Source organism: Nocardia sp. NPDC060259 (genome assembly GCF_042728775.1).
Taxonomy (GTDB): domain Bacteria; phylum Actinomycetota; class Actinomycetes; order Mycobacteriales; family Mycobacteriaceae; genus Nocardia.
Window position 1 is genome coordinate 67155 of sequence record NZ_JBHXAY010000018.1, and the last position, 19704, is coordinate 86858.

General features: G+C 68.5%; 20 protein-coding genes. 7 read left to right on the forward strand and 13 right to left on the reverse strand.

Features of this window, described 5'->3' with window-relative positions; all coding sequences use genetic code 11:
- Nucleotides 1-46: 46 nt before the first annotated feature.
- Together ACFWF2_RS10485 and ACFWF2_RS10490 are read right to left on the reverse strand one after the other, a co-directional pair.
- A complete protein-coding gene (locus ACFWF2_RS10485; protein WP_379306676.1) occupies nucleotides 47-2380 on the reverse strand; it encodes an MMPL family transporter in 2334 nt (777 codons plus the stop codon).
- A gap of 208 nt (nucleotides 2381-2588) precedes the next feature.
- On the reverse strand, nucleotides 2589-3671 hold the full coding sequence (locus ACFWF2_RS10490) for a lycopene cyclase family protein (protein WP_379306678.1): 1083 nt from the start codon (nucleotides 3669-3671) through the stop codon (nucleotides 2589-2591).
- Between the two features lie 109 nt (nucleotides 3672-3780).
- Here ACFWF2_RS10490 and ACFWF2_RS10495 point away from each other — a divergent pair, with 109 nt between their 5' ends.
- The 6 genes from ACFWF2_RS10495 to ACFWF2_RS10520 all read left to right on the forward strand — a co-directional run bounded on the left by ACFWF2_RS10495 (nucleotide 3781) and on the right by ACFWF2_RS10520 (nucleotide 9240).
- Complete coding sequence (locus ACFWF2_RS10495) at nucleotides 3781-4695, forward strand: Ku protein (RefSeq protein ID WP_379306680.1); 915 nt, start codon at nucleotides 3781-3783, stop codon at nucleotides 4693-4695.
- Nucleotides 4696-4709: 14 nt separating this feature from the next.
- Nucleotides 4710-5255 carry a GNAT family N-acetyltransferase gene (locus tag ACFWF2_RS10500; RefSeq protein ID WP_379306682.1) on the forward strand — a complete coding sequence of 182 codons (546 nt, stop codon included), beginning with the start codon at nucleotides 4710-4712 and terminating at the stop codon, nucleotides 5253-5255.
- Nucleotides 5256-5303: 48 nt separating this feature from the next.
- A complete protein-coding gene (locus ACFWF2_RS10505; RefSeq protein ID WP_379306684.1) occupies nucleotides 5304-6563 on the forward strand; it encodes an NAD(P)/FAD-dependent oxidoreductase in 1260 nt (419 codons plus the stop codon).
- A 132-nt stretch (nucleotides 6564-6695) separates the two neighbouring features.
- A complete protein-coding gene (locus tag ACFWF2_RS10510) occupies nucleotides 6696-7568 on the forward strand; it encodes a MetQ/NlpA family ABC transporter substrate-binding protein (protein ID WP_379306686.1) in 873 nt (290 codons plus the stop codon).
- A complete protein-coding gene (locus ACFWF2_RS10515; RefSeq protein ID WP_379306688.1) occupies nucleotides 7565-8578 on the forward strand; it encodes a methionine ABC transporter ATP-binding protein in 1014 nt (337 codons plus the stop codon). Before ACFWF2_RS10510 ends, ACFWF2_RS10515 begins: the two co-directional genes overlap by 4 nt.
- Complete coding sequence (locus ACFWF2_RS10520; RefSeq protein WP_379306690.1) at nucleotides 8578-9240, forward strand: methionine ABC transporter permease; 663 nt, start codon at nucleotides 8578-8580, stop codon at nucleotides 9238-9240. The genes ACFWF2_RS10515 and ACFWF2_RS10520 overlap by 1 nt, the downstream gene beginning before the upstream one ends.
- A 66-nt stretch (nucleotides 9241-9306) precedes the next feature.
- Here the strand turns inward: ACFWF2_RS10520 and ACFWF2_RS10525 are convergent, their stop codons facing one another.
- From ACFWF2_RS10525 to ACFWF2_RS10535, 3 genes are all read right to left on the reverse strand, one after another.
- A complete protein-coding gene (locus ACFWF2_RS10525) occupies nucleotides 9307-9807 on the reverse strand; it encodes a DUF4189 domain-containing protein (protein WP_378850015.1) in 501 nt (166 codons plus the stop codon).
- Between the two features lie 190 nt (nucleotides 9808-9997).
- On the reverse strand, nucleotides 9998-10546 hold the full coding sequence (locus tag ACFWF2_RS10530; RefSeq protein WP_379306692.1) for an NADAR family protein: 549 nt from the start codon (nucleotides 10544-10546) through the stop codon (nucleotides 9998-10000).
- A gap of 76 nt (nucleotides 10547-10622) precedes the next feature.
- Nucleotides 10623-11846, reverse strand: coding sequence for a PucR family transcriptional regulator (locus tag ACFWF2_RS10535; RefSeq protein WP_379306694.1), 1224 nt, complete (start codon nucleotides 11844-11846; stop codon nucleotides 10623-10625).
- 155 nt (nucleotides 11847-12001) lie between these two features.
- Here ACFWF2_RS10535 and ACFWF2_RS10540 point away from each other — a divergent pair, with 155 nt between their 5' ends.
- Nucleotides 12002-12625, forward strand: a complete 624-nt coding sequence (locus ACFWF2_RS10540; RefSeq protein WP_379306696.1) for a TetR/AcrR family transcriptional regulator — start codon at nucleotides 12002-12004, stop codon at nucleotides 12623-12625.
- 53 nt (nucleotides 12626-12678) lie between these two features.
- Here ACFWF2_RS10540 and ACFWF2_RS10545 read toward each other — a convergent pair whose 3' ends face one another.
- The 8 genes from ACFWF2_RS10545 to ACFWF2_RS10580 form a co-directional block, all read right to left on the reverse strand.
- Complete coding sequence (locus tag ACFWF2_RS10545) at nucleotides 12679-13104, reverse strand: DUF4189 domain-containing protein (RefSeq protein ID WP_379306698.1); 426 nt, start codon at nucleotides 13102-13104, stop codon at nucleotides 12679-12681.
- A gap of 168 nt (nucleotides 13105-13272) precedes the next feature.
- Nucleotides 13273-13656, reverse strand: a complete 384-nt coding sequence (locus ACFWF2_RS10550) for a metal-sulfur cluster assembly factor (protein ID WP_379306699.1) — start codon at nucleotides 13654-13656, stop codon at nucleotides 13273-13275.
- On the reverse strand, nucleotides 13656-14132 hold the full coding sequence (gene sufU, locus ACFWF2_RS10555) for a Fe-S cluster assembly sulfur transfer protein SufU (RefSeq protein WP_379306701.1): 477 nt from the start codon (nucleotides 14130-14132) through the stop codon (nucleotides 13656-13658). Before sufU ends, ACFWF2_RS10550 begins: the two co-directional genes overlap by 1 nt.
- A gap of 22 nt (nucleotides 14133-14154) precedes the next feature.
- The gene (locus ACFWF2_RS10560) at nucleotides 14155-15426 is read right to left on the reverse strand and encodes a cysteine desulfurase (RefSeq protein WP_379306703.1); all 1272 of its coding nucleotides are present in this window, start codon (nucleotides 15424-15426) and stop codon (nucleotides 14155-14157) included.
- A 1-nt stretch (nucleotide 15427) separates the two neighbouring features.
- Nucleotides 15428-16195: a Fe-S cluster assembly ATPase SufC gene (sufC, locus tag ACFWF2_RS10565; protein ID WP_379306705.1), complete on the reverse strand. Its 768-nt coding sequence runs from the start codon at nucleotides 16193-16195 to the stop codon at nucleotides 15428-15430.
- Between the two features lie 36 nt (nucleotides 16196-16231).
- On the reverse strand, nucleotides 16232-17410 hold the full coding sequence (sufD, locus tag ACFWF2_RS10570) for a Fe-S cluster assembly protein SufD (RefSeq protein WP_379306707.1): 1179 nt from the start codon (nucleotides 17408-17410) through the stop codon (nucleotides 16232-16234).
- Nucleotides 17410-18846 (reverse strand): Fe-S cluster assembly protein SufB, encoded by a 1437-nt coding sequence (sufB, locus tag ACFWF2_RS10575; protein ID WP_379032649.1) that lies wholly within the window; start codon nucleotides 18844-18846, stop codon nucleotides 17410-17412. Before sufB ends, sufD begins: the two co-directional genes overlap by 1 nt.
- Complete coding sequence (locus ACFWF2_RS10580) at nucleotides 18843-19610, reverse strand: helix-turn-helix transcriptional regulator (protein ID WP_379306709.1); 768 nt, start codon at nucleotides 19608-19610, stop codon at nucleotides 18843-18845. The genes sufB and ACFWF2_RS10580 overlap by 4 nt, the downstream gene beginning before the upstream one ends.
- Between the last annotated feature and the right edge of the window lie 94 nt (nucleotides 19611-19704).

A 19704-nucleotide genomic window follows, 5' to 3' on the forward strand; every position in this document is an offset into this window, starting at 1 on the left:
AAGCGAAACCGGTGTCGCCCAACAGCTCTCGACAGACCCCGCCTGGTCAGTCCGCGGTCTCGGCACGACCCGCGGCGGCCAGGTCTTCCTTGGCCCGTGCCGCCTCCGCTCGCGCGAGCGGATCGTTGACGACGATCTCCACGTCCGTGGTCACCGGCTTGCCGGTGGTGACACCGAGGGGATCACGCACCGGGACATCGCGATTCAGCGACCGGCCCGCACCGCCCTCGTCCAGGCCCCAGCGATCGTGCAGGCGGCGCAGGAATTCCGGCGCGTACCAGTTCGCGTCGCCGAGCACCTTCATCGCGGCGGGCAGCAGGAACCCGCGCACCAGGGTGGCGTCGACGATCACCGCCAGCGGCAGGCCGATCCCGAACGCCTTCATGAAGGTGATGTCGGAGGCCAGGAAGCCGAGGAACACCAGCGAGATGAGGATCGCGGCCGCGGTGACGATGCGCCCGATCCGTTCCAGCCCCACCGCGACGGCGGTCTCGTTCTTGCCGGTGCGGTCGAATTCCTCGCGGATCCGCGAGAGCAGGAACACCTGGTAGTCCATCGCGAGCCCGAAGGCGGCGGCGAACAGCATCACCGGCACGGTGGCCGACAGGTCACCGGTGACGGTGAAACCGAACAGCCCGGACAGATGGCCGTCCTGGAAGATCCACACCAGCGCGCCGAAGGTCGCCGTGAGGCTGAGCGCGCTGAGGACCACCGCCAGCACGGGCAGCACCACGCTGCCGGTGAGCGCGAACAGCACCAGCAGCATCACGAGCACCACGAAACCGAGCGCCCAGGGCAATTCGTCCTCGATGGCGTCGATGGAGTCGGCATTGGCCGCGGCGACACCGCCGACCAGCAGCTCGCTGGGCGTCTGCACGGCCCGCACCTGCTCGACCAGCCCGGCCAGCGCGTCGCTGTCGGAGGTGGCGGGCACGATCGACAGGTAGACGGCCCGGTCGGCCCGGAAGTGCGCGTTCGCCGCGGTGGGGGCGGTGAGCAGGCCGCCCTGGGCGTAGCTGCCGGTGGCGGTGTCGACGCGGCGGACATGGTCGAGGTCGGACAGGTCGCGCGCGATGGCATCGATTCCCGTTGCGCTGTACGCGCTCTCGGGCAGGACAGCGACGAGGGTGTTCTGGTCGCTCTCGCCGAAGTCGCGCTGCACGATCTCGGTGACCTGGCGGGAGTTCATCGACTCCGGCAGCGTGCGCTCGTCCGGGAAGCCGAGCTTGACGCCGAGGAACGGTGCGCCGAGAAGCAGCAGCAGCGCGGTCACGGTCAGCCCGATCGGGATCGGCTTGCGCATCACCGCGGTGGCGAGCTTGTGCCAGGCGCCCTCACCCGGCGCCGGACGCGGCGCCCGCAGGAACCACCAGCCGAGCTGGCCCTTGTCGATCCGCGGGCCGAGCAGCAGCAGCGCCGCGGGCAGCACGGTCAGGGAGACCAGGGCCGCCAGTGCGGCGACGAGGATGCCCGCGTAACCCATGGACCGGATCGCGAGCAGCGGGAAGAACAGCAGGCCGGCGAGCGCGACGGCGACGGTCAGCGCCGAGAACGCGACGGTGCGGCCCGCGGTGCGCAGGGTGGTCGCGACCGCGCCTGCCGGGGTGCGGCCCTCGGACAGTTCGTCACGGTAGCGGTTGACGATCAGCAGGCTGTAGTCGATGGCGAGGCCGAGGCCGAGCAGGGTGGCCACGTTCGTCGCGGAGACCGAGAGCGGGGTGAACAGCGTCAGCAGCCACAGCGCGCCCATCGTCGCCAGCACGGTGCCGAGCGCGACCAGCAGCGGCAGGCTCGCCGCGACCAGGCCGCCGAAGACGAACAGCAGCGCGATCAGGGTGAGCGGGAACGCGATGGCCTCGCCCTTGGCGATATCGGTCTTGCTCTGCTCGACGGTCTCGTGCATGAGCATCGCGAAGCCGCCCGCCCTGACCTGCAGGGTGCCTTGCGTTCCGGTCAGTTCGGCGGCGATCGCGGCGACGCGCTGGTCGATCTCGCGTTCGCTGCCGAGCACGCTGGCCACGATCAGGCCCTGCTTGCCGTCGACGCTGCGCAGCGCGGGCTGATGGGTGGTCCAGTAGGACACCACGTCGGTGACGCCGTCGCGCTCCTGCAGGTTGGCCACCAGTGCCGTCGCCGCCGCGGTGGATTCGGGGTCCTCGACCGAGGACTCGGTCTCCACGAGCAGCAGCAGATTCGGCGGCGCCTGCCCGAACTCCTCGCGCAGCACCTGGAGTGCTCTGCTGGATTCGCTGCCCGGGTCGGTGTATCCGCCGCCCTCCACCCGCTCGAACAGCGTGGCGCCGAGTGCGCCGAGCACCAGCGCGAGCACTGCGAAAACGCCGAGCACCCAGCAGCTGCGCCGCTTGGTGAATTCGAACACCGGATATTCCCCTAACTCGTCACGCAACTGTGCGGCACGCACGTCGACGTGCGGGGGCTCGGGTGTTTCCGGCCGGTCCGCCTCGCCGGCCCGATCCTGTTGGCGGGTGGGCGCGTTCGCGCAGCGATGGTAGCAACTTCGTGGCGGTGCCGCCGGGCCCCGGGGTGACCGCGCGCACACCCTTCGATGCAGGCCGGCGACCGGCCCGCTACACCCCGGCCGGTGCCGGGCCGATTCCGGCCACCGACATCGCGAGGGTGCGGCGCAATCGCGGAGGTAGAGCGGCGAACAGTGCGCGCATCGCCGCGAGTGTGCCGCGCAGATCGTCGTGTCCGGACAGGTAGGACCGTTGCAGTGGAGTGGGCAGATCGAAGAACGCGTCGAAGAAGACCGCGACATCGCGCGGCGGGATGGCCAGCAGTGCCCGCAAACCCGCCCGGCGCAGGGCGGCCACGGTGCGCGCTCGGGCCGTCCACAGCGTCGTGCCTGCGGCGACGAGGTCGGCCGCGCTCAGCGAGGCGGCGACGCTGTAACCGGTGGCGGGGTGGGTCAGGCCACCGGCCGCCCCGAACCGGCCATGGCCGGGCCTGCCCCCTTGCACCGGGAACCGCACCCGCTCAACCGGTTCCGCACCGGTGACGGGTATGCCGCGTGCCCGCAGGCGGTGCTCCAGGCGGTGTCGCAGGACGTCGGGGCCGAGAGCGGGGCGGCCCGCGAGACAGGTCTCCTCGAACAGCATCGTGTCCGCGCCGAGCGGGACGACGTAGAGGAACGACGCCGGATCGTCCGGATCGGCACCGTTGTCCAGCCGCCAGTCCATGAACAGGGCCTGCTGGGCACGGGCGTCCCCGTGCAGGACCATGCCGTAGGCGGTCTGTTCGGCGCGGCGCGGTGACCTGGCCAGTCCGCGCGCGTCGATCACCCGGCCGGTGCGGGACAATCCGCTCGCTGTCCGCACCGAACCCGCGTCCAGGTCGACGACCCGGTCGGCGATCACCTCCGCGCCGTCGATGGTCAGCGACCGTTGCAATCCCGCGGTGTCGAGGACCTGGTAGGTGCGGTCGATCCGATGCTCCCGCACGGCCGACGCCGTCGGCCCGTCGACGGTCGCGGCGACGACGGCCGGCTCGAGCCAGTCCGGCAGTTCGTCCGCCCAGGCGGCGTAGGTCGGCGTCCACACCCGGTCGGGATGCGGGTCGATCACCGTGACGGCCCGGCCGCGGGCCAGCGCGCGATGGGCAACCGCCCGGCCCGCCGGGCCGAGTCCGCAGATGATCAGCTCGGCGTCCACCCGGCCATTGGATCAGACGCAACGATGTCAAGCACCGCCGCGTCACGGAGGGGCACCGGTTCAACGGCGTTCCCTCGCCCCCGGGCGACATTTCGGCAATTATGGCCATATGAGATCGATCTGGAAAGGCTCGATCGCCTTCGGGCTGGTCAATGTCCCGGTCAAGGTCTATACCGCGACCGAGGACCACGATATTCGGTTCCATCAGGTCCACGCCAAGGACGGCGGCCGGATCAAATACGACCGTGTCTGCCAGGTATGCGGCAAATCGGTCCAGTATTCCGACATCGACAAGGCCTACGTCTCCCCCGACGGCGACCAGGTCGTCCTCACCGACGCCGATTTCGCGAAACTCCCCGCGGCGGAGAAGCACGAAATACCGGTGCTGGAATTCGTGCCGTCCGAGCAGATCGACCCCGTCCTGTTCGACAAGAGCTATTACCTCGAACCGGATTCGGCGACGCCCAAGGCCTACCAGCTGCTGGCGGCCACCCTCGAACGCATCGACAAGACCGCGCTCGTGCACTTCACGCTGCGGCAGAAGACCCGACTGGCGGCGCTGCGGGTGCGCGACGGCGTGCTGGTCCTGCAGACGCTGCTGTGGCCCGACGAGGTGCGTGCCGTCGACTTCCCGTCGCTCGACGAGGCGCCCGCACCGCGTCCGCAGGAATTGAAGATGGCCGAGACGCTGGTCGAGTCGATGTCGGGTGATTTCGATCCCGGCGAATACACCGACGAATATCAGATCGAATTGCAGAAACTCCTCGACGAAGCGATCGCCAGCGGTACGGGCAAGGTCGAATCCGCCGCAGCCGCCGAACCCGCCGAACAGCCCGACGCCGAGGTCGTCGACCTGGTCGCCGCGCTGCAGCGCAGCCTCGAAGCCAGTGGCCGCCGCGACACCGAGGCGGCGCCCGCCCCGAAGAAGGCGGCCAAGAAAACAGTGGGCAAGAAGGCGGCGCCGCGCAAGGCGGCGGCGAAGAAATCCACGGCAGGCAAGACCGCGACTCGCAAGGGCGCGTAGGGCACACTGACGCTATGGACTCCTCGATCGTCGTCGTGCCGATGGGGCTGGGACATCTGCGTCAAGTCCTCGACCTCGGCCACCAGGTGTTCGACACGACCACCAAGCCGTACACGTCGTGGTCGCTCACGGCCGTCGCCGAGCATCTGGACAGCCCGGACAACGCCTGCTGGGTCGCCCTGGACTCCGACCGGGTCGTCGGCTTCGTGCTCGGCTCGATGGAGTTCGAGCACCGCGACGACTGGGCCTACCTCGAGTGGATCGCGGTCGCGCCCGACATGCAGGGCCACGGGATCGCCCGGCGGCTGGTGAACGTGTGCTCGGAGGCGCTGTTCGCGCGCGGGGCACGCCATATCGTCACCGATGTCGAGGACCGCAACAGCGCCTCGGCGGCGCTGATGACCAGCACCGGTTTCGTGCCTGCCGCGACCGTCACCCTGCTGGTGCGACCGAACCCGGACGAGGCGAGCGGCGAGCAGCCGCTGCCGCCGATGTCGGCGAACACCCGCCACGATCTCATCCGCCGCGGCAGGCTGTCGGTGGACCACCCGCGCCGCTGACCGGAGCGCCACCCCGGCATCGCCGCCGGTCCGGCCTATTCTCGACGGGTGGCCTCGCAGGATGCGCACGACTCCCCCGCGCTGACCGTCGTCGGCGACATGTGGTCGCCCGCGGGCGCGGCAGTCCGGACCTTCCTCAGCCGCAACGAGATCGCCTGCCGCTGGGTGCAACCCACCGATCCGACCGGCCGCGAACTGCTGGCCGCGCACGGGTTCGCCGACGACGACACCCCGGTGCTGATCGCCTCGGACGGCCGGGTGCTGAAACCCGCCGACGAGGAGCAACTCGCCCAGTGGGTCGGGCTGCACACCACACCCGGCTCCGGCGGCTACGACCTGCTCGTCGTCGGCGGCGGTCCGGCGGGCTTGGCCGCCGCCGTCTACGGCGCGTCGGAGGGACTGCACACGGTCCTGCTGGAGCGCTGGGCGATCGGCGGGCAGGCCGGGCTGAGCGCCCGCATCGAGAACTATCTCGGCTTCCCCGACGGGATCTCCGGCGCCGTGCTCACCGACCGGGCCCGGCGCCAGGCGGGCAAGTTCGGCGCCGAACTGGTGATCAGCCTGCGGGCCGACGCGCTCGAGGCCACCGACGAGGACGTCACCGCGCACTGCGCGGGCGGCACGACCGTCTCGGCGCGGGCGGCGATCATCGCCACCGGCGCCACCTTCCGCACCCTCGACGCACCGGGTGTCGAGGACTTCACCGGCCGCGGCGTCTACTACTTCTCGGCGCTCACCGAGGCGCCGCTGTGCGCGGGGTCCGACGTCTACATCGTCGGCGGTGCGAACTCGGCGGGCCAGGCGGCGGTCTACTTCGCCAGCTGTGCCCGCCGGGTGATCCTGCTGGTCCGCGGTGAATCGCTGGCCACGGAGATGTCGACCTCTCTGATCGAGCAGATCGCGTCGATCCCGGAGATCCACGTCCGCACGGGCACCGAGGTCGCGGGCGCCTCCGGCGGCACCCATCTCGAACGCCTCACCCTGCGCCACCGGCGGACCGGCGCGACGGAAGAAGTTCCCGCCACCTGGCTGTTCGCCTTCATCGGCGCCGATCCCACCACGGCCTGGCTCGGCCCCGGTTTCGCCCGCGACGACCGCGGCTACCTGCTCACCGGACCCGATATCGCGACCGTCGCGGGCGCCGACTCACCCTGGCCGCTGACCCGGCCGCCGCTGCACCTCGAGACCACCGTGCCGGGCGTCTTCGCCGCGGGCGACGTGCGCGCCTTCAACGGCCACCGGGTCGCGGCCGCGGTCGGCGAGGGATCGATGGCCGTCATGCTGGTCCACGAATACCTGCGCGACTGATGTCCGCAAATTAGACGGACGTCCCACTGTTTGCGAGGGTTTCGCTCGAGGCAACGTAAACCGTTGTCGCAGGTCGGCGGCCCCGGCTTGGATGACCGGGTTCACCAATAGCGAGCAATTCGGGAGTATCAAGTGAAATTCCGTCGGGTACTGGCGATCCCGGTACTGGTAGCAACCGCGGCCCTCACCCTCACGGCGTGCGGTGGGGACGACGCCGAGTCCGGCACCGTGGTGCGCATCGGCACCACCGACAAGGACCAGGCGTGGGACGTCTTCGAGCAGAAGGCCAAGGAGCAGGGCATCACGCTGAAGATCACCAACTTCTCCGACTACAAGCAGCCCAATGCGGCGCTGTCGCAGAAGCAGATCGACGTCAACCTGTTCCAGCACCTGCAATTCCTCGGCCAGTACAACGTGGCGAGCTCGGACACCCTGACCCCGATCGGCTCGACCTACATCGTGCCGCTCGGCCTGTATTCCAAGAAGCACAAGGCACTGGCCGACATCCCGGCAGGCGGTGAGATCGCGATCCCCAACGATCCGACCAACCAGGCCCGCGCGCTGTTCGTGCTGCAGGCCGCCGGGCTGCTGAAGCTGACCGGCACCTCCGCGCAGCCGACGCCTGCCGACATCGACAAGGGCGCGTCGAAGGTGCGGGTGACCCCGGTCGACGCCGCGCAGACCGCGCTGTCGCTGGCCTCGGTCGACGGCTCGGTGGTCAACAACACCTTCCTCGAGCGCTCCGGCATCGACCCGCATTCGGCGCTGTACAAGGACGATCCGAAGAACCCGGCCGCCGAGCCCTACATCAATGTCATCGTCACCCGCGCCGAGGACAAGACCAACCCGACCTATCTGAAGCTGGTCGAGATCTGGAAGGACCCGGCCGTGGCTGCCGCGCACGCCGCGGTCACCAAGAACACCGCGGTCGCCGTGACCCGTCCCGGCGCCGAGCTCGAACAGATCCTCGACCGGGTGCAGCAGGGCATCCGCGCGAACAAGTGAGCTCCGACGCTGCCGCTGTCGAATTCCGTTCGGTCACCAAGGTCTTCGGCAGCGGCGACGAGCGGCTGGTCGCGCTCGACGACATCGACCTGCGGATCGAGCGGGGCGAGATCTTCGGTGTGATCGGCTATTCCGGGGCGGGCAAGTCCACCCTGGTACGGCTGATCAACGCGCTCGAGAAGCCGACCTCGGGCACCGTCACGATCTCCGGCACCCCCATCACCGGGGTGCCGGAGTCGGCGGTGCGCAGGCTGCGGCGCGATATCGGCATGGTGTTCCAGCAGTTCAACCTGTTCCGATCACGCACGGCCGCGGGCAATATCGAGTATCCGCTCAAGGTGGCGGGCTGGAAGCGCGCCGAACGCAAGGCGCGGGTCGCCGAGCTGCTCGAGTTCGTCGGCCTCACCGACAAGGCGCGCGCCTATCCCGATCAGCTCTCCGGCGGGCAGAAGCAGCGCGTCGGGATCGCGCGGGCGCTGGCGACCTCGCCGTCGCTGCTGCTCGCCGACGAGTCCACCTCCGCGCTCGACCCGGAGACCACCGGCGAGGTACTGCGGCTGCTGAAGAAGATCAATGCCGAACTCGGGGTGACCATCGTGGTGATCACCCACGAGATGGACGTGATCCGCGCGGTCGCCGACCGGGTGGCGGTGCTGGCCGAGGGGCGGATCGTCGAATTGGCCGACACCTTCGATGTTTTCGCGGCGCCGAAGGCGGCGCCGACGCGGTCGTTCGTGGCGACCGTGCTGCACAACCGGCCCGACGCGGCCGAGCTCAACCGGTTGCGGGAGCTGCACGGCGGCCGGCTGGTCACCGTCGACGTCGACGACCACAGCGGTATCGGCGCCGCGCTCGCCGCCGCCACCGCCGCGGACGTGCGCTTCGAGATCGTCTACGGCGGCGTGAGCACCTTGCAGGACAAGACGTTCGGCAGCATCACCCTGGCGCTGCACGGCCCCGACGACGCGCTGGACCGCGTGGTCGCCGACCTGGCACGGAAGGCGGGCTGATGGAGACCAACTGGGAGAAGCTGCGGCCCACCCTGTTCGAGGCGATCGGGACGACTGTCTATCTGGTCGGCGTGACCTTCGTCGTGGCCGGGGTGATCGGGCTGGTCATCGGCACGGCGCTCTACACCACCCGCAAGGGCGGGCTACTGGCGAACGCGCCGGTCTATCTGGTGCTCAATGTGATCGTCAATGTGGTGCGCCCGATTCCGTTCATCATCCTGCTCGCCGCGCTCGGCCCGGTCACCCTGGAGGTCGTCGGCACCACCATCGGCACCGAGGCCGCGCTGTTCGTGATGATCGTGGCGGCGTCGTTCGGTATCGCGCGGATCGTGGAACAGAACCTGGTGACGGTCGATCCCGGCGTGATCGAGGCGGCGCGCGCGGTCGGTGCGGGACCGCTGCGGATCATTCTGACGCTGCTGATTCCGGAGGCGCTCGGCCCGCTGATTCTCGGCTACACCTTCGTGGTGATCTCGATCGTCGACATCTCCGCGATGGCGGGCACTGTCGGCGGTGGCGGGCTCGGTGATTTCGCGCTGGTCTACGGGTATCAGCAGTTCGATTGGGAAGTCACGATCGTGGCGACGCTGATCATCATCGCCGGGGTGCAGGGTGTGCAGTTCTTCGGCAATTGGCTGGCACGGAAAGTGCTGCGCCGCTGAGCGACTCGAGCACCGAAGACGAGGCAGGGGCACGGTCCGAATGGTCCGTGCCCCTGCGTTCGTTCGTCAGACGTTCGCCGTGCAGGCGGACAGGATGACGCTCGCCGCCCGCGGCGAGGCCGAACCCGGATCCGGGAACGGCGGCGCGCTGATTCCCAGCACGTCCACCGCCGACCGTTCGGCGGCGGCCAGGGTGTGATCCCAGGACCAGCCGAAGCGGTAGTCGGCGCCCTGCGCGACAGCACCGCAGGCATTGCGGAACTCGACGACGATCTGGCAGTCCCATACACCGCACTCGGCCAGCGCGGCCTGGCTCGCGGCCGCCCAGCTGCCGTAGTTGACCGCCGAAGCGACCACGGCTTCCTTCGACGACAGCGCCAGCGCGCCATAGAGATCACCGGCGGCGGCCTGGAAGCCACCATCACGCGAGACAGCGGTGTAACCCGGCGCCTCGGCGATCGCCACGCCGCTCTCGGCCGCGGCGGCCGAACCGGCGTTCACGACGGTGAACGCGGCCACCGCGGACATGGCGGCCACACCCAGGGCATATTTGCCCACAACAGACATCAGTGAGTCTCCCCATCGAAATATCGGCTTCGCGGTCGAAGCCGAACCAATCATGAACCGCTACACGCGCCATCGAGAAATAGCTTTCCCGAATTGATTTCGCCGGTAGCGACGCCCGAATCCTCCCGGTCCGTTCGTCCGTCACAGACTAACAACCCCCACCGACACAGTCGGGCCATCGCGCCCCCGCCTACCGCACCATGCTCCGGGCTCGCATCAGCGCGAAGCCGAGCAGATTGAGGCCCCGCCACTGCGCGGGGTCGGCGGCGCGTGGATCGTCGGCGGCCAGCCCGATCCCCCAGATCCGATCCACCGGGCTGGCCTCGACCAGCACACGGGTGCCGGTGCCGAGCAGGTAGGTCCGCAGCGCGTCGTCCTGGCCGAACTTGGCCACATTGCCCGCGACCACGATCTCGAATCGAGCCTGCTCCCAGACGGTTTCGTCGAACCCTCGGATCTGCCTGCCGAGCTTCTTCGCCGCACTCGGGTGCTTCACCTCGAGGACGCGGGCCGCGCTGCGTTCGTCGTCGAACAGCAGCGCTTTGCGCCACATCATGTAGTGCTCGGCGCTCGTGAACTCGGTGCCGTCGACGACGAATACCGCGGGCCACCACTGGCTCAGGCAGCTCGTTCCGATGGTCCCGTCACGCCGCGGGGTATGACCCCAGAACGGCAGGTACTTCGGCGATGCGCCCTGCTCGATCGACTGACACAACTGCTCGACGGTGTCGACGGTCATAAGCCCCTCCCGGTTTTGGTCTTATGAACCATATACCGTCGGGTGGCTTGTCCGCCAACGATATTCGCGGCCGGTTCTAGGCCAGGCGGGCTTCCGGGGTGGGGCCGGTGTGGAAGCTGCGGGCGATCATGGCGGAGCGCAGTTGCCAGAGGCCGGAGCCCTGGGCTGGGTCGAGGCCGGTGAGCTGGGCGATGCGGCGCAGGCGGTAGTCGACGGTGTTGGTGTGGATGTGCAGGAGGCGGGCGGTACGGCGGCGGTTCATGTTGTTGGCGATGTGCACGCGCAGGGTTTCGAACAGTTCGGGATGATTGTCCAGCGGGGCCAGCAGTTCACCCAGGCGGGCGCGGCCGGGGCCGGGGCGGGTGAGCTGGTACTCCAGAGCCAGGTCACCGAATCGGTAGAGGCCGGGCGCGCAGTCGAGGCGCTCGACCATGTCGAGCAGTTCGTGCGCGCGCTCGGCCGCGGACGGGATCTCCTCGGTGGCCGCGGGCACCAGCGCGCCCGTCACGTCAACGCGGGCCGCCCGCGAGAGGGCGGCCACCAGGGCGTCGAGGGCACCCGAGTCCATCAGCTCGGCCGGGATCAGCAGGGTGCCGCCGTCCACCGACAGCAGCGACAGCACCTGGTCGCCGCCGTGATGCGCCAGCGCCGCCTGTACCCGGCGCAGGGTGCGCCGCGCCACCACGGCGGCGTTCACCCGCGGATCGTCGTGCACGGGATGGCGCCGGATCGACAGTGCCAGTACCGAATACGCGTCGGCGACGGCGATCCCGCATTCGCGCGCCATCGTGACGGTCGGCTGACCGGCCAGCAGTGCCGAGGTGAGGGTGTGCACGGCCGTGTGATGCTCGCCCGCGATATCGCGATGCTCCCGGATGTAGGCGAGGGTCACCGTCGTACACAGCTGATCCGAAATCGTGACGGCCCTGCGGAATCCGTCGATCAGGCCCGCCCGGTCGCCGTCGCCGGCCCCGTCGAACACGGTGTCGAAAGCGAGCCGGAAACCCTCGTGGAAGGCGTGCAGGATGGTGTCGATCGGCACACCCTCGCGCGCCCAGCCCGCCGCGGCGACGGAGAGCCGGTTCAGCCGCTCGGTCTCGTCGCGGCCGTCGAGCATCCCGCCGACGATTTCCAGGCACAACCGGGTGACGGTGGTGACGTCCCCCGAGATCGCGTCACCGGGCAGCGTCCGGCAGGTCGCCACGGTGTCGACGAAGTGGCCGACGAGCGTGCCCGTCAAGGTCCGGACTTCGCGCAGCGGCTGCCACATCGGGGCACCGTCTACGGGGACCGTCATCATCGTCGACTCCTTCCACACCGAGCCGGCGGCGCCGGTGGTGGTTCAGCTTCCGCACCGCGACCGCTGTGATGGCCCGCACTGCGGTTTCTTCGTGATCATGACTCTAGGATGAGTAACTGCTCACCTTCTACTCCTCTTTCAGCCGAGGTCATCGAATGCCACCGCACGCCGATAAGCAGCGCAAACGTCCCAAACAGGATCGCGCGAAGGAAACCCGAACCCGCATTCTGACGGTATCCGCTCAGCTTTTCGGCAGCCGCGGGATCGGCAACACCTCGACCAACCGGATCGCCGCCGAAGCGGGCATGAGCATCGGCACCCTCTACCGGTATTTCACCGACCGCGACGAGATCGTCAAGGAGCTCACCGACGGCCTGTTCCTGCAGGTCGAAGACCAATACAGCCGGCTGCTCACCACCGGCGGCAACAAGGTGCCGCGTGACGCCGTCGCCGAGATCATCCGGATCGCGGTGGAGATCCTGGTCGCCAACGGTCCCCTGGTGCGCGCGCTGGTCGCCGATCTGCACTTCTACGGCAGCGGTATCCCCGAGTTCGAGCCGCGCCTGCGCATGATCATGAAGCTCTACCTGCTCCATCTGTTCGGCCCGACCAAGAACATCGACGTCGACATCATGGCTTTCGTCGTGCTCAACGCCGGTTTCGCCACTGCCCTGCGCTCGGTCGGGATGGAGGACGAAGGCCTCGACCGCGAGGTCGTCATCGACCACACCGCCGACATGATCGGCGCCTGGATCGCCTCGCTCACCGAACCGGTCTAGAACACACGAAAGGCCCGGATCCGCCCCCGCGGGGATCCGGGCCGGAACGGCGATCAGCGTGCGTTGGCCGTGCAGGTCACGTCGACCAGGTCGGCGCCGCTGAACTGCGACGAACCGAAGTTGGCCAGCTGAGCGGTCGGGGTGATCTCCGACAGCAGGGTGTAAGCCTCGCGCTCGGCCTCGGCGCGGGTGGCGGCGACGGACACGGCGAAGCCCTGATCGCTCTCGACCAACGCGGCGCAGCCATTACCCCACCAGGTCACGACCCGGCAGTCGTCGGCTCCGCAATTCGCGATCGCCTCGGCTTCGGCGTCTTCGCGGCTGGGGGCGTTGACCCCGATGCCGAAGACCCACTCCCGATCACTCACCGCGTAGGCCGCGTACAGGTTGTCGGCCTTCGCCGCACCGGCACCGAACACCGATCCGGCCGCAAGGCCCAGCGCCGCGACGGCGAAACCGGCCTTACCCATGAAACTCATTCGAACGATCTCCTCTGGAAACTGCCCCGAAAAGCCGGAGCATCAAGATCATGGCCGAACACCGCTTCCTGGACAATCGAATAGAGCAGAATCACAATTCCCGCGATCGCTCCGGAAAGCCGAAAAGGCCCGGACCCCCACCGGGATCCGGGCCTTGCACGGAGCGTTCTAGACCGTGAAGCCGAGGGCGCGCAGCTGTTCGCGGCCGTCGTCGGTGATCTTGTCCGGGCCCCACGGGGGCATCCAGACCCAGTTGATCTTCAGGTCTTCGACCAGGCCGCTGCGGACCAGCGCGTTGCGGGACTGGTCCTCGATGACGTCGGTCAGCGGACAGGCCGCCGACGTGAGCGTCATGTCGAGGGTGCAGATGTTCCCGTCGTCGACGGACATGCCGTAGACCAGGCCGAGGTCGACGACATTGATGCCGAGCTCGGGGTCGACCACGTCGCGCATGGCCTCCTCGAGATCCTCCAGGTGCTGGACCTGCTCGGGTGTCAGCTCCACCGCGGGAGCCGCGGCTTCGGTGGCTTCGACGGCCGGTGTCTCACTCATCACGCTTCCCCATTTCCCATGGCAGGCTTGGCATCTTCGGCCGAGGCGATCCGCACCACGGCGTCCTTGAACGCCATCCACCCCAGCAGTGCGCACTTCACGCGCGCCGGGTACTTGGCGACGCCCGCGAGTGCGATGCCGTCGCCGATCATGTCCTCGTCGCCCTCGACGGTGCCGCGGCTCGAGATCATCTCACTGTAGGAGTCGACCACCTTCAGCGCCTGCTGCACCGGCAGCCCGATCACCTGATCGGCAAGGATCGAGGTGGCGGCCTGGCTGATCGAGCAGCCCTGACCGTCGTAGGAGACATCGGCGATCTCGCCCGCGCCGTCGATGTTCACCCGCAGGGTCACCTCGTCACCACAGGTCGGGTTCACGTGGTGCACTTCGGCACCGAACGGCTCCCGAAGGCCGCGATGGTGCGGGTGTTTGTAATGGTCCAGGATCACTTCCTGGTACATCTGCTCCATGCGCATGACTTATGCAACTCCACGGTGTCTAATCGTCGGCATTCGCTGCGCTCACGCCGAAGAAGTTCTGAGCCTTCCGCACGGCCTGCACCAGCGCGTCGACCTCGTCGAGGGTGTTGTACACGGCGAACGACGCCCGCGCGGTGGCCGCGACACCGAACTTGCGGTGCAGCGGCCAGGCGCAGTGGTGCCCGACCCGGATCGCGACACCCTGGTCGTCGAGGATCTGGCCCACGTCGTGGGCGTGGATGCCGTCGACCACGAACGCCACCGCGCCACCGCGGTCCACGTTCTCGGTGGGCCCGATGATCCGCACACCCTCGATCCCGCGCAGCCCGTCGAGCGCGGCGCCGGTGAGCGCGTGCTCGTGGGCGGCGATCGCGTCCATGCCGAGGTCTTCGAGGTAGCGCACCGCGGCGGCCAGCCCGACGACCTGCGAGGTCATCGGCGTGCCCGCCTCGAAGCGCTGCGGCGGCGGCGCGTAGGTGGTCTTCTCCATGGTGACGGTCTCGATCATCGACCCACCGGTGATGAACGGCGGGGTCTCCTCGAGCAGCGCACGACGGCCCCACAGTCCGCCCACACCCATCGGGCCGAGCATCTTGTGACCGGAGAACGCGGCGAAATCGACGCCGAGCTCACGGAAGTTCACCGCCATGTGCGGCACCGACTGGCAGGCGTCGAGCACGACCAGCGCGCCGACTTCCTGTGCCCTGCGGACCAATTCGGCCACCGGGGCGACCGCGCCGGTCACGTTCGACTGGTGGGTGAACGCGAGAACCTTGGTCGCGGGCGACAGTTCGAGCGAATCCAGGTCGATGCGGCCGTCGTCGGTGACGCCGTACCACTTGAGCGTGGCGCCGGTCCGGCGCGCGAGTTCCTGCCACGGAACGAGATTCGCGTGGTGCTCGAGCTCGGTGATCACGATCTCGTCGCCCGGGCCGACCTTGTACGGGAACCGGTCGTCGCCGAACGCGTTGGCCACCAGGTTCAGCGACTCGGTCGCGTTCTTGGTGAACACGATCTCCCCGGCCTCGGCGCCGACGAAGCGCGCGATGGCGACGCGCGCGTCCTCGTAGGAGTCGGTCGCCTCCTCCGCCAGCTGGTGCGCACCGCGGTGCACCGCCGAGTTGCGGGTGAGCAGGAAGTCGCGCTCGGCGTCCAGCACCTGCAGCGGGCGCTGCGCGGTCGCACCGGAATCCAGGTACACCAACGGTTTCCCGTCCCGGACCGTGCGGTTCAGGATCGGGAAGTCGGCCCGGATCCGGGCGACGTCGATGGCGGGCACCGTCGCGGTCATCTCAGGCTCCAGCGGTCGCGGACGTGAAGCGCACGTAGCCGTTCGCGTCGAGTTCCTCGGCCAGCTCGGAGCCGCCCTCGGCGACGATCCTGCCGTTGACGAACACGTGCACGAAGTCGGGCTGGATGTAGCGCAGGATGCGGGTGTAGTGCGTGATCAGCAGCACGCCGCCGTTCTCGCGCTCCTTGTAGCGGTTGACGCCCTCGGAGACGATGCGCAGCGCATCGACGTCCAGGCCGGAGTCGGTCTCGTCGAGGATCGCGATCTTCGGCTTGAGCAGACCCAGCTGCAGGACCTCGTGACGCTTCTTCTCGCCACCGGAGAAGCCCTCGTTCACGCTGCGGTCGGCGAAGGCCGCGTCGATGTCGAGCTCCTTCATCGACTCCTTCACCTCCTTGACCCAGGTACGCAGCTTGGGCGCCTCGCCGCGCACGGCGGTGGCGGCGGTCCGCAGGAAGTTCGACATCGAGACGCCGGGGACCTCGACCGGGTACTGCATCGCCAGGAACAGGCCGGCGCGGGCGCGCTCGTCGACCGACATCTCCAGCACGTCCTCACCGTCGAGGGTGATGGTGCCCTGGGTGACGGTGTACTTCGGGTGGCCCGCGATCACGTAGGACAGCGTCGACTTGCCCGAGCCGTTGGGGCCCATGATGGCGTGCGTCTCGCCGGAGCGCACGGTCAGGTTCACACCGTTGAGGATCTTCTTGGACTCACCCTCGGGGGTGGTGATCTCGGCGTGCAGGTCCTTGATTTCCAAGGTGGTCATCGAATTCGAATTCCTTCGTGGGGAGTAAGTGTGGTGTCAGATACCGACAGTGGCGAGCTCGGCCTCGATGGCCGCCTCCAGCCGCTCCCGGACCTCGGGGACCGTGATCTTCTGGATGATCTCGTGGAAGAAGCCACGCACCACCAGGCGGCGGGCGACGTCTTCCGGAATGCCGCGAGCACGCAGGTAGAACAGCTGCTCGTCGTCGAAACGGCCGGTGGCGCTGGCGTGTCCGGCGCCGGCGATCTCGCCGGTCTCGATCTCCAGGTTCGGCACCGAGTCGGCGCGCGCGCCGTCGGTGAGCACCAGGTTGCGGTTGGCCTCGTAGGTGTCGGTGCCCTCGGCGGCCGCGCGGATCAGCACGTCGCCGATCCACACGGTGCGGGCATCGCCCTTGGGCGAGGACGGATCACCCTGCAGCGCACCCTTGTACAGCACATTGGACTTGCAGTTGGGCTCCGAGTGATCGACCAGCAGGCGCTGCTCGAAGTGCTGGCCCGCGTCGGCGAAGTACAGGCCGAACAGCTCGGCCTCGCCGCCGGGACCGGCGTAGCGCACGGTGCCGGACAGGCGGACCAGATCGCCGCCGAGGGTCGCCGCGAAGTGCCGCACGGTGGCGTCGCGGCCCAGCATCACGTGATGCGCGGTCGCGTGGACGGCGTCCTCGGCCCATTCCTGGACGGCGACGACGGTCAGCTTGGCGCTGTCACCCAGCACGAATTCGACGTTCTCGGCGTAGGTTCCGCTGCCGCGCTGGTCGATGACCACGGTGGCGACGGCGAAGTTGTCCAGGCGCACCTGCAGGTGACCGTAGGCGGTCTTGCCCTCGCCGGGACCGGTGATGGTCACGGTGATCGGGTCGGAAACCTCGGTCTCCTTGCCGACGGTGATCACGGTCGCCGACTCGAAGCCCGAATAGGCCTGGGCGGCAACACGATCCGCGGGGGTACCGGCTTGGCCGAGGCGGGCGTCGGTGCGGTCCACCGTTTCCACGGTGACACCGGCGACCTCGCTGACCTCGACGGTCGCCTGACCGTCACGCACGGCCGTGCCGTCGTGCAGGCCGCGCAGGCGGCGCAGCGGGGTGAAGCGCCAGGCCTCGTCACGGCCCGACGGGACCTCGAACTGGTCGACATCGAACGAAGTGAAGACCTCGCCTTTGTTGACGGCGGCGCCCGCGCCCGGGTTCTGGGTCGGCGTCTCGAGCGACGACATCAGCCAACGGCCCCTTCCATCTGCAGCTCGATGAGCCGGTTCAGTTCCAACGCGTATTCCATCGGCAGTTCCTTGGCGATGGGCTCGACGAAGCCGCGCACCACCATCGCCATCGCCTCGTCCTCGGTCAGACCGCGGCTCATCAGGTAGAACAGCTGATCCTCGGAGACCTTGGAGACGGTCGCCTCGTGACCCATCGTCACGTCGTCCTCGCGGATGTCGACGTAGGGGTAGGTGTCGGAGCGGCTGATCGTGTCGACCAGCAGCGCGTCACACTTCACGGTCGACTTGGAGCCGTGGGCGCCCTTGTTGATCTGGACCAGGCCGCGGTACGACGCGCGACCGCCGCCACGCGCCACCGACTTCGACACGATGGTCGAGGAGGTGTGCGGGGCCAGGTGCAGCATCTTGGCGCCGGTGTCCTGGTGCTGGCCGACGCCGGCGAACGCGACCGAGAGCACCTCGCCGTGGGCGTGCTCACCGGTCATCCAGACCGCCGGGTACTTCATGGTGACCTTGGAGCCGATGTTGCCGTCGACCCACTCCATGGTGGCGCCCGCCTCGGCCTTGGCCCGCTTGGTGACCAGGTTGTAGACGTTGTTGGACCAGTTCTGGATGGTCGTGTAGCGGCAGCGGCCGCCCTTCTTCACGATGATCTCGACGACCGCGGAGTGCAGCGAGTCGGACTTGTAGATCGGGGCTGTACAACCCTCGACGTAGTGGACGTAGGCGTCCTCGTCGACGATGATCAGCGTCCGCTCGAACTGGCCCATGTTCTCGGTGTTGATCCGGAAGTAGGCCTGCAGCGGGATGTCGACGTGCACGCCCGGCGGCACGTAGATGAACGAGCCACCCGACCAGACGGCGGTGTTGAGCGCGGAGAACTTGTTGTCACCGGCGGGGATCACCGAGCCGAAGTACTGCTGGAAGATCTCCGGGTGCTCCTTGAGCGCCGTGTCGGTATCGAGGAAGATGACGCCCTGCTTCTCCAGGTCCTCGCGGATGGAGTGGTAGACGACCTCGGACTCGTACTGCGCGGCGACACCGGAGACCAGCCGCTGCTTCTCCGCCTCGGGGATGCCGAGCTTGTCGTAGGTGTTCTTGATGTCCTCGGGCAGGTCTTCCCAGCTCTCGGCCTGCTTCTCCGAGGACCGCACGAAGTACTTGATGTTGTCGAAGTCGATGCCGTCGAGGTTGGAACCCCAGTTCGGCATGGGCTTGCGATCGAAGATGCGCAGGGCCTTGAGGCGGATGTCGAGCATCCACTCCGCCTCGCTCTTCTTGGCCGAGATGTCGCGAACGACAGCTTCCGACAGACCGCGTTGCGCGCTGGCGCCGGCCTCGTCCGAGTCGGCCCAGCCGTAACCGTAGTTGCCCAGCGAGGCGATGGTCTCGTCCTGGGTCAGCGGTTGCACCTGGTCGGTGGTCGTCGTCATTCGGCACTCCTTCCGGAGTCGTTCGTTCGTCCCGCCGCGGGCTGTGCGGCGGTGATCAGCGGTACGTGGGTGGTGCAGGCGCAATCGCCGTTGGCGATGGTCGCAAGTCGCTGGACGTGGGTGCCGAGCAGGTCGCGGAAAGCGTCCAGTTCGGCGTCACACAGCTGCGGGAACTCCTCGGCCACGTGGGCCACGGGGCAGTGATGCTGGCAGATCTGCACACCGGTGCCGACCTGGCGGGTGGTGGCGGCGAAACCGGCGTCGGTGAACGCTTCCGCGATCTCCTCCACCTTCGCCTCGATCTGGGGTGCGGTGTGCTCGGCGACCGGCTCGATGCCGTCGACGATGACGTTGACCCGCTTGCGGGCGAAGTCGGCGATCGCCGCGTCGCCGCCGATCTCGCCGAGCTGACGGATCGCCGCCCCGGCCAGATCGTCGTAGGCGTGGCCGAGATTGCCGCGCCCCGCTGCCGTGAGCTGGTACTGCTTGGCCGGTCGGCCGCGGCCCTTCTGCTGCCACGGCGCCGATCGGCTCGCCCTGGCCTGACCCGCGTCGATGAGCGCGTCGAGGTGCCTGCGCACGCCCGCGGGCGCGAGCCCGAGCGCGGTGCCGATGGCGGTCGCGGTGATCGGGCCGTCTTCGAGCAGGAGCTGGACGATGGCCGCCCTGGTCTGACCCTCGTGCACGGTCGCGACGGGCACGGCCGACGTCCGGGCGCCGGTCGTCTTACGACCGGTCCCTTCCACGTCTGTCCGCAAACCCACGGTTTTCACAACACCAGTGTGGCGGAATTACTTCCCTAAATCTAATAAGGGTCACCTTGGCAAGGGTGCCCTGACCTGGGAAGTCGCCGCATCC

Coding starts and splice junctions, on each gene's coding strand:
- ACFWF2_RS10535 (WP_379306694.1), bottom strand. CDS start 11,846: ATGATGACGGTCCCCGTAGACGGTGCCCCGATGTGGCAGCCGCTGCGC.
- ACFWF2_RS10530 (WP_379306692.1), bottom strand. CDS start 10,546: ATGACCGTCGACACCGTCGAGCAGTTGTGTCAGTCGATCGAGCAGGGC.
- sufB (WP_379032649.1), bottom strand. CDS start 18,846: ATGACGACGACCACCGACCAGGTGCAACCGCTGACCCAGGACGAGACC.
- ACFWF2_RS10520 (WP_379306690.1), top strand. CDS start 8,578: ATGGAGACCAACTGGGAGAAGCTGCGGCCCACCCTGTTCGAGGCGATC.
- sufD (WP_379306707.1), bottom strand. CDS start 17,410: ATGTCGTCGCTCGAGACGCCGACCCAGAACCCGGGCGCGGGCGCCGCC.
- ACFWF2_RS10495 (WP_379306680.1), top strand. CDS start 3,781: ATGAGATCGATCTGGAAAGGCTCGATCGCCTTCGGGCTGGTCAATGTC.
- sufC (WP_379306705.1), bottom strand. CDS start 16,195: ATGACCACCTTGGAAATCAAGGACCTGCACGCCGAGATCACCACCCCC.
- ACFWF2_RS10525 (WP_378850015.1), bottom strand. CDS start 9,807: ATGTCTGTTGTGGGCAAATATGCCCTGGGTGTGGCCGCCATGTCCGCG.
- ACFWF2_RS10500 (WP_379306682.1), top strand. CDS start 4,710: ATGGACTCCTCGATCGTCGTCGTGCCGATGGGGCTGGGACATCTGCGT.
- sufU (WP_379306701.1), bottom strand. CDS start 14,132: ATGCGCATGGAGCAGATGTACCAGGAAGTGATCCTGGACCATTACAAA.
- ACFWF2_RS10545 (WP_379306698.1), bottom strand. CDS start 13,104: ATGAGTTTCATGGGTAAGGCCGGTTTCGCCGTCGCGGCGCTGGGCCTT.
- ACFWF2_RS10540 (WP_379306696.1), top strand. CDS start 12,002: ATGCCACCGCACGCCGATAAGCAGCGCAAACGTCCCAAACAGGATCGC.
- ACFWF2_RS10550 (WP_379306699.1), bottom strand. CDS start 13,656: ATGAGTGAGACACCGGCCGTCGAAGCCACCGAAGCCGCGGCTCCCGCG.
- ACFWF2_RS10560 (WP_379306703.1), bottom strand. CDS start 15,426: ATGACCGCGACGGTGCCCGCCATCGACGTCGCCCGGATCCGGGCCGAC.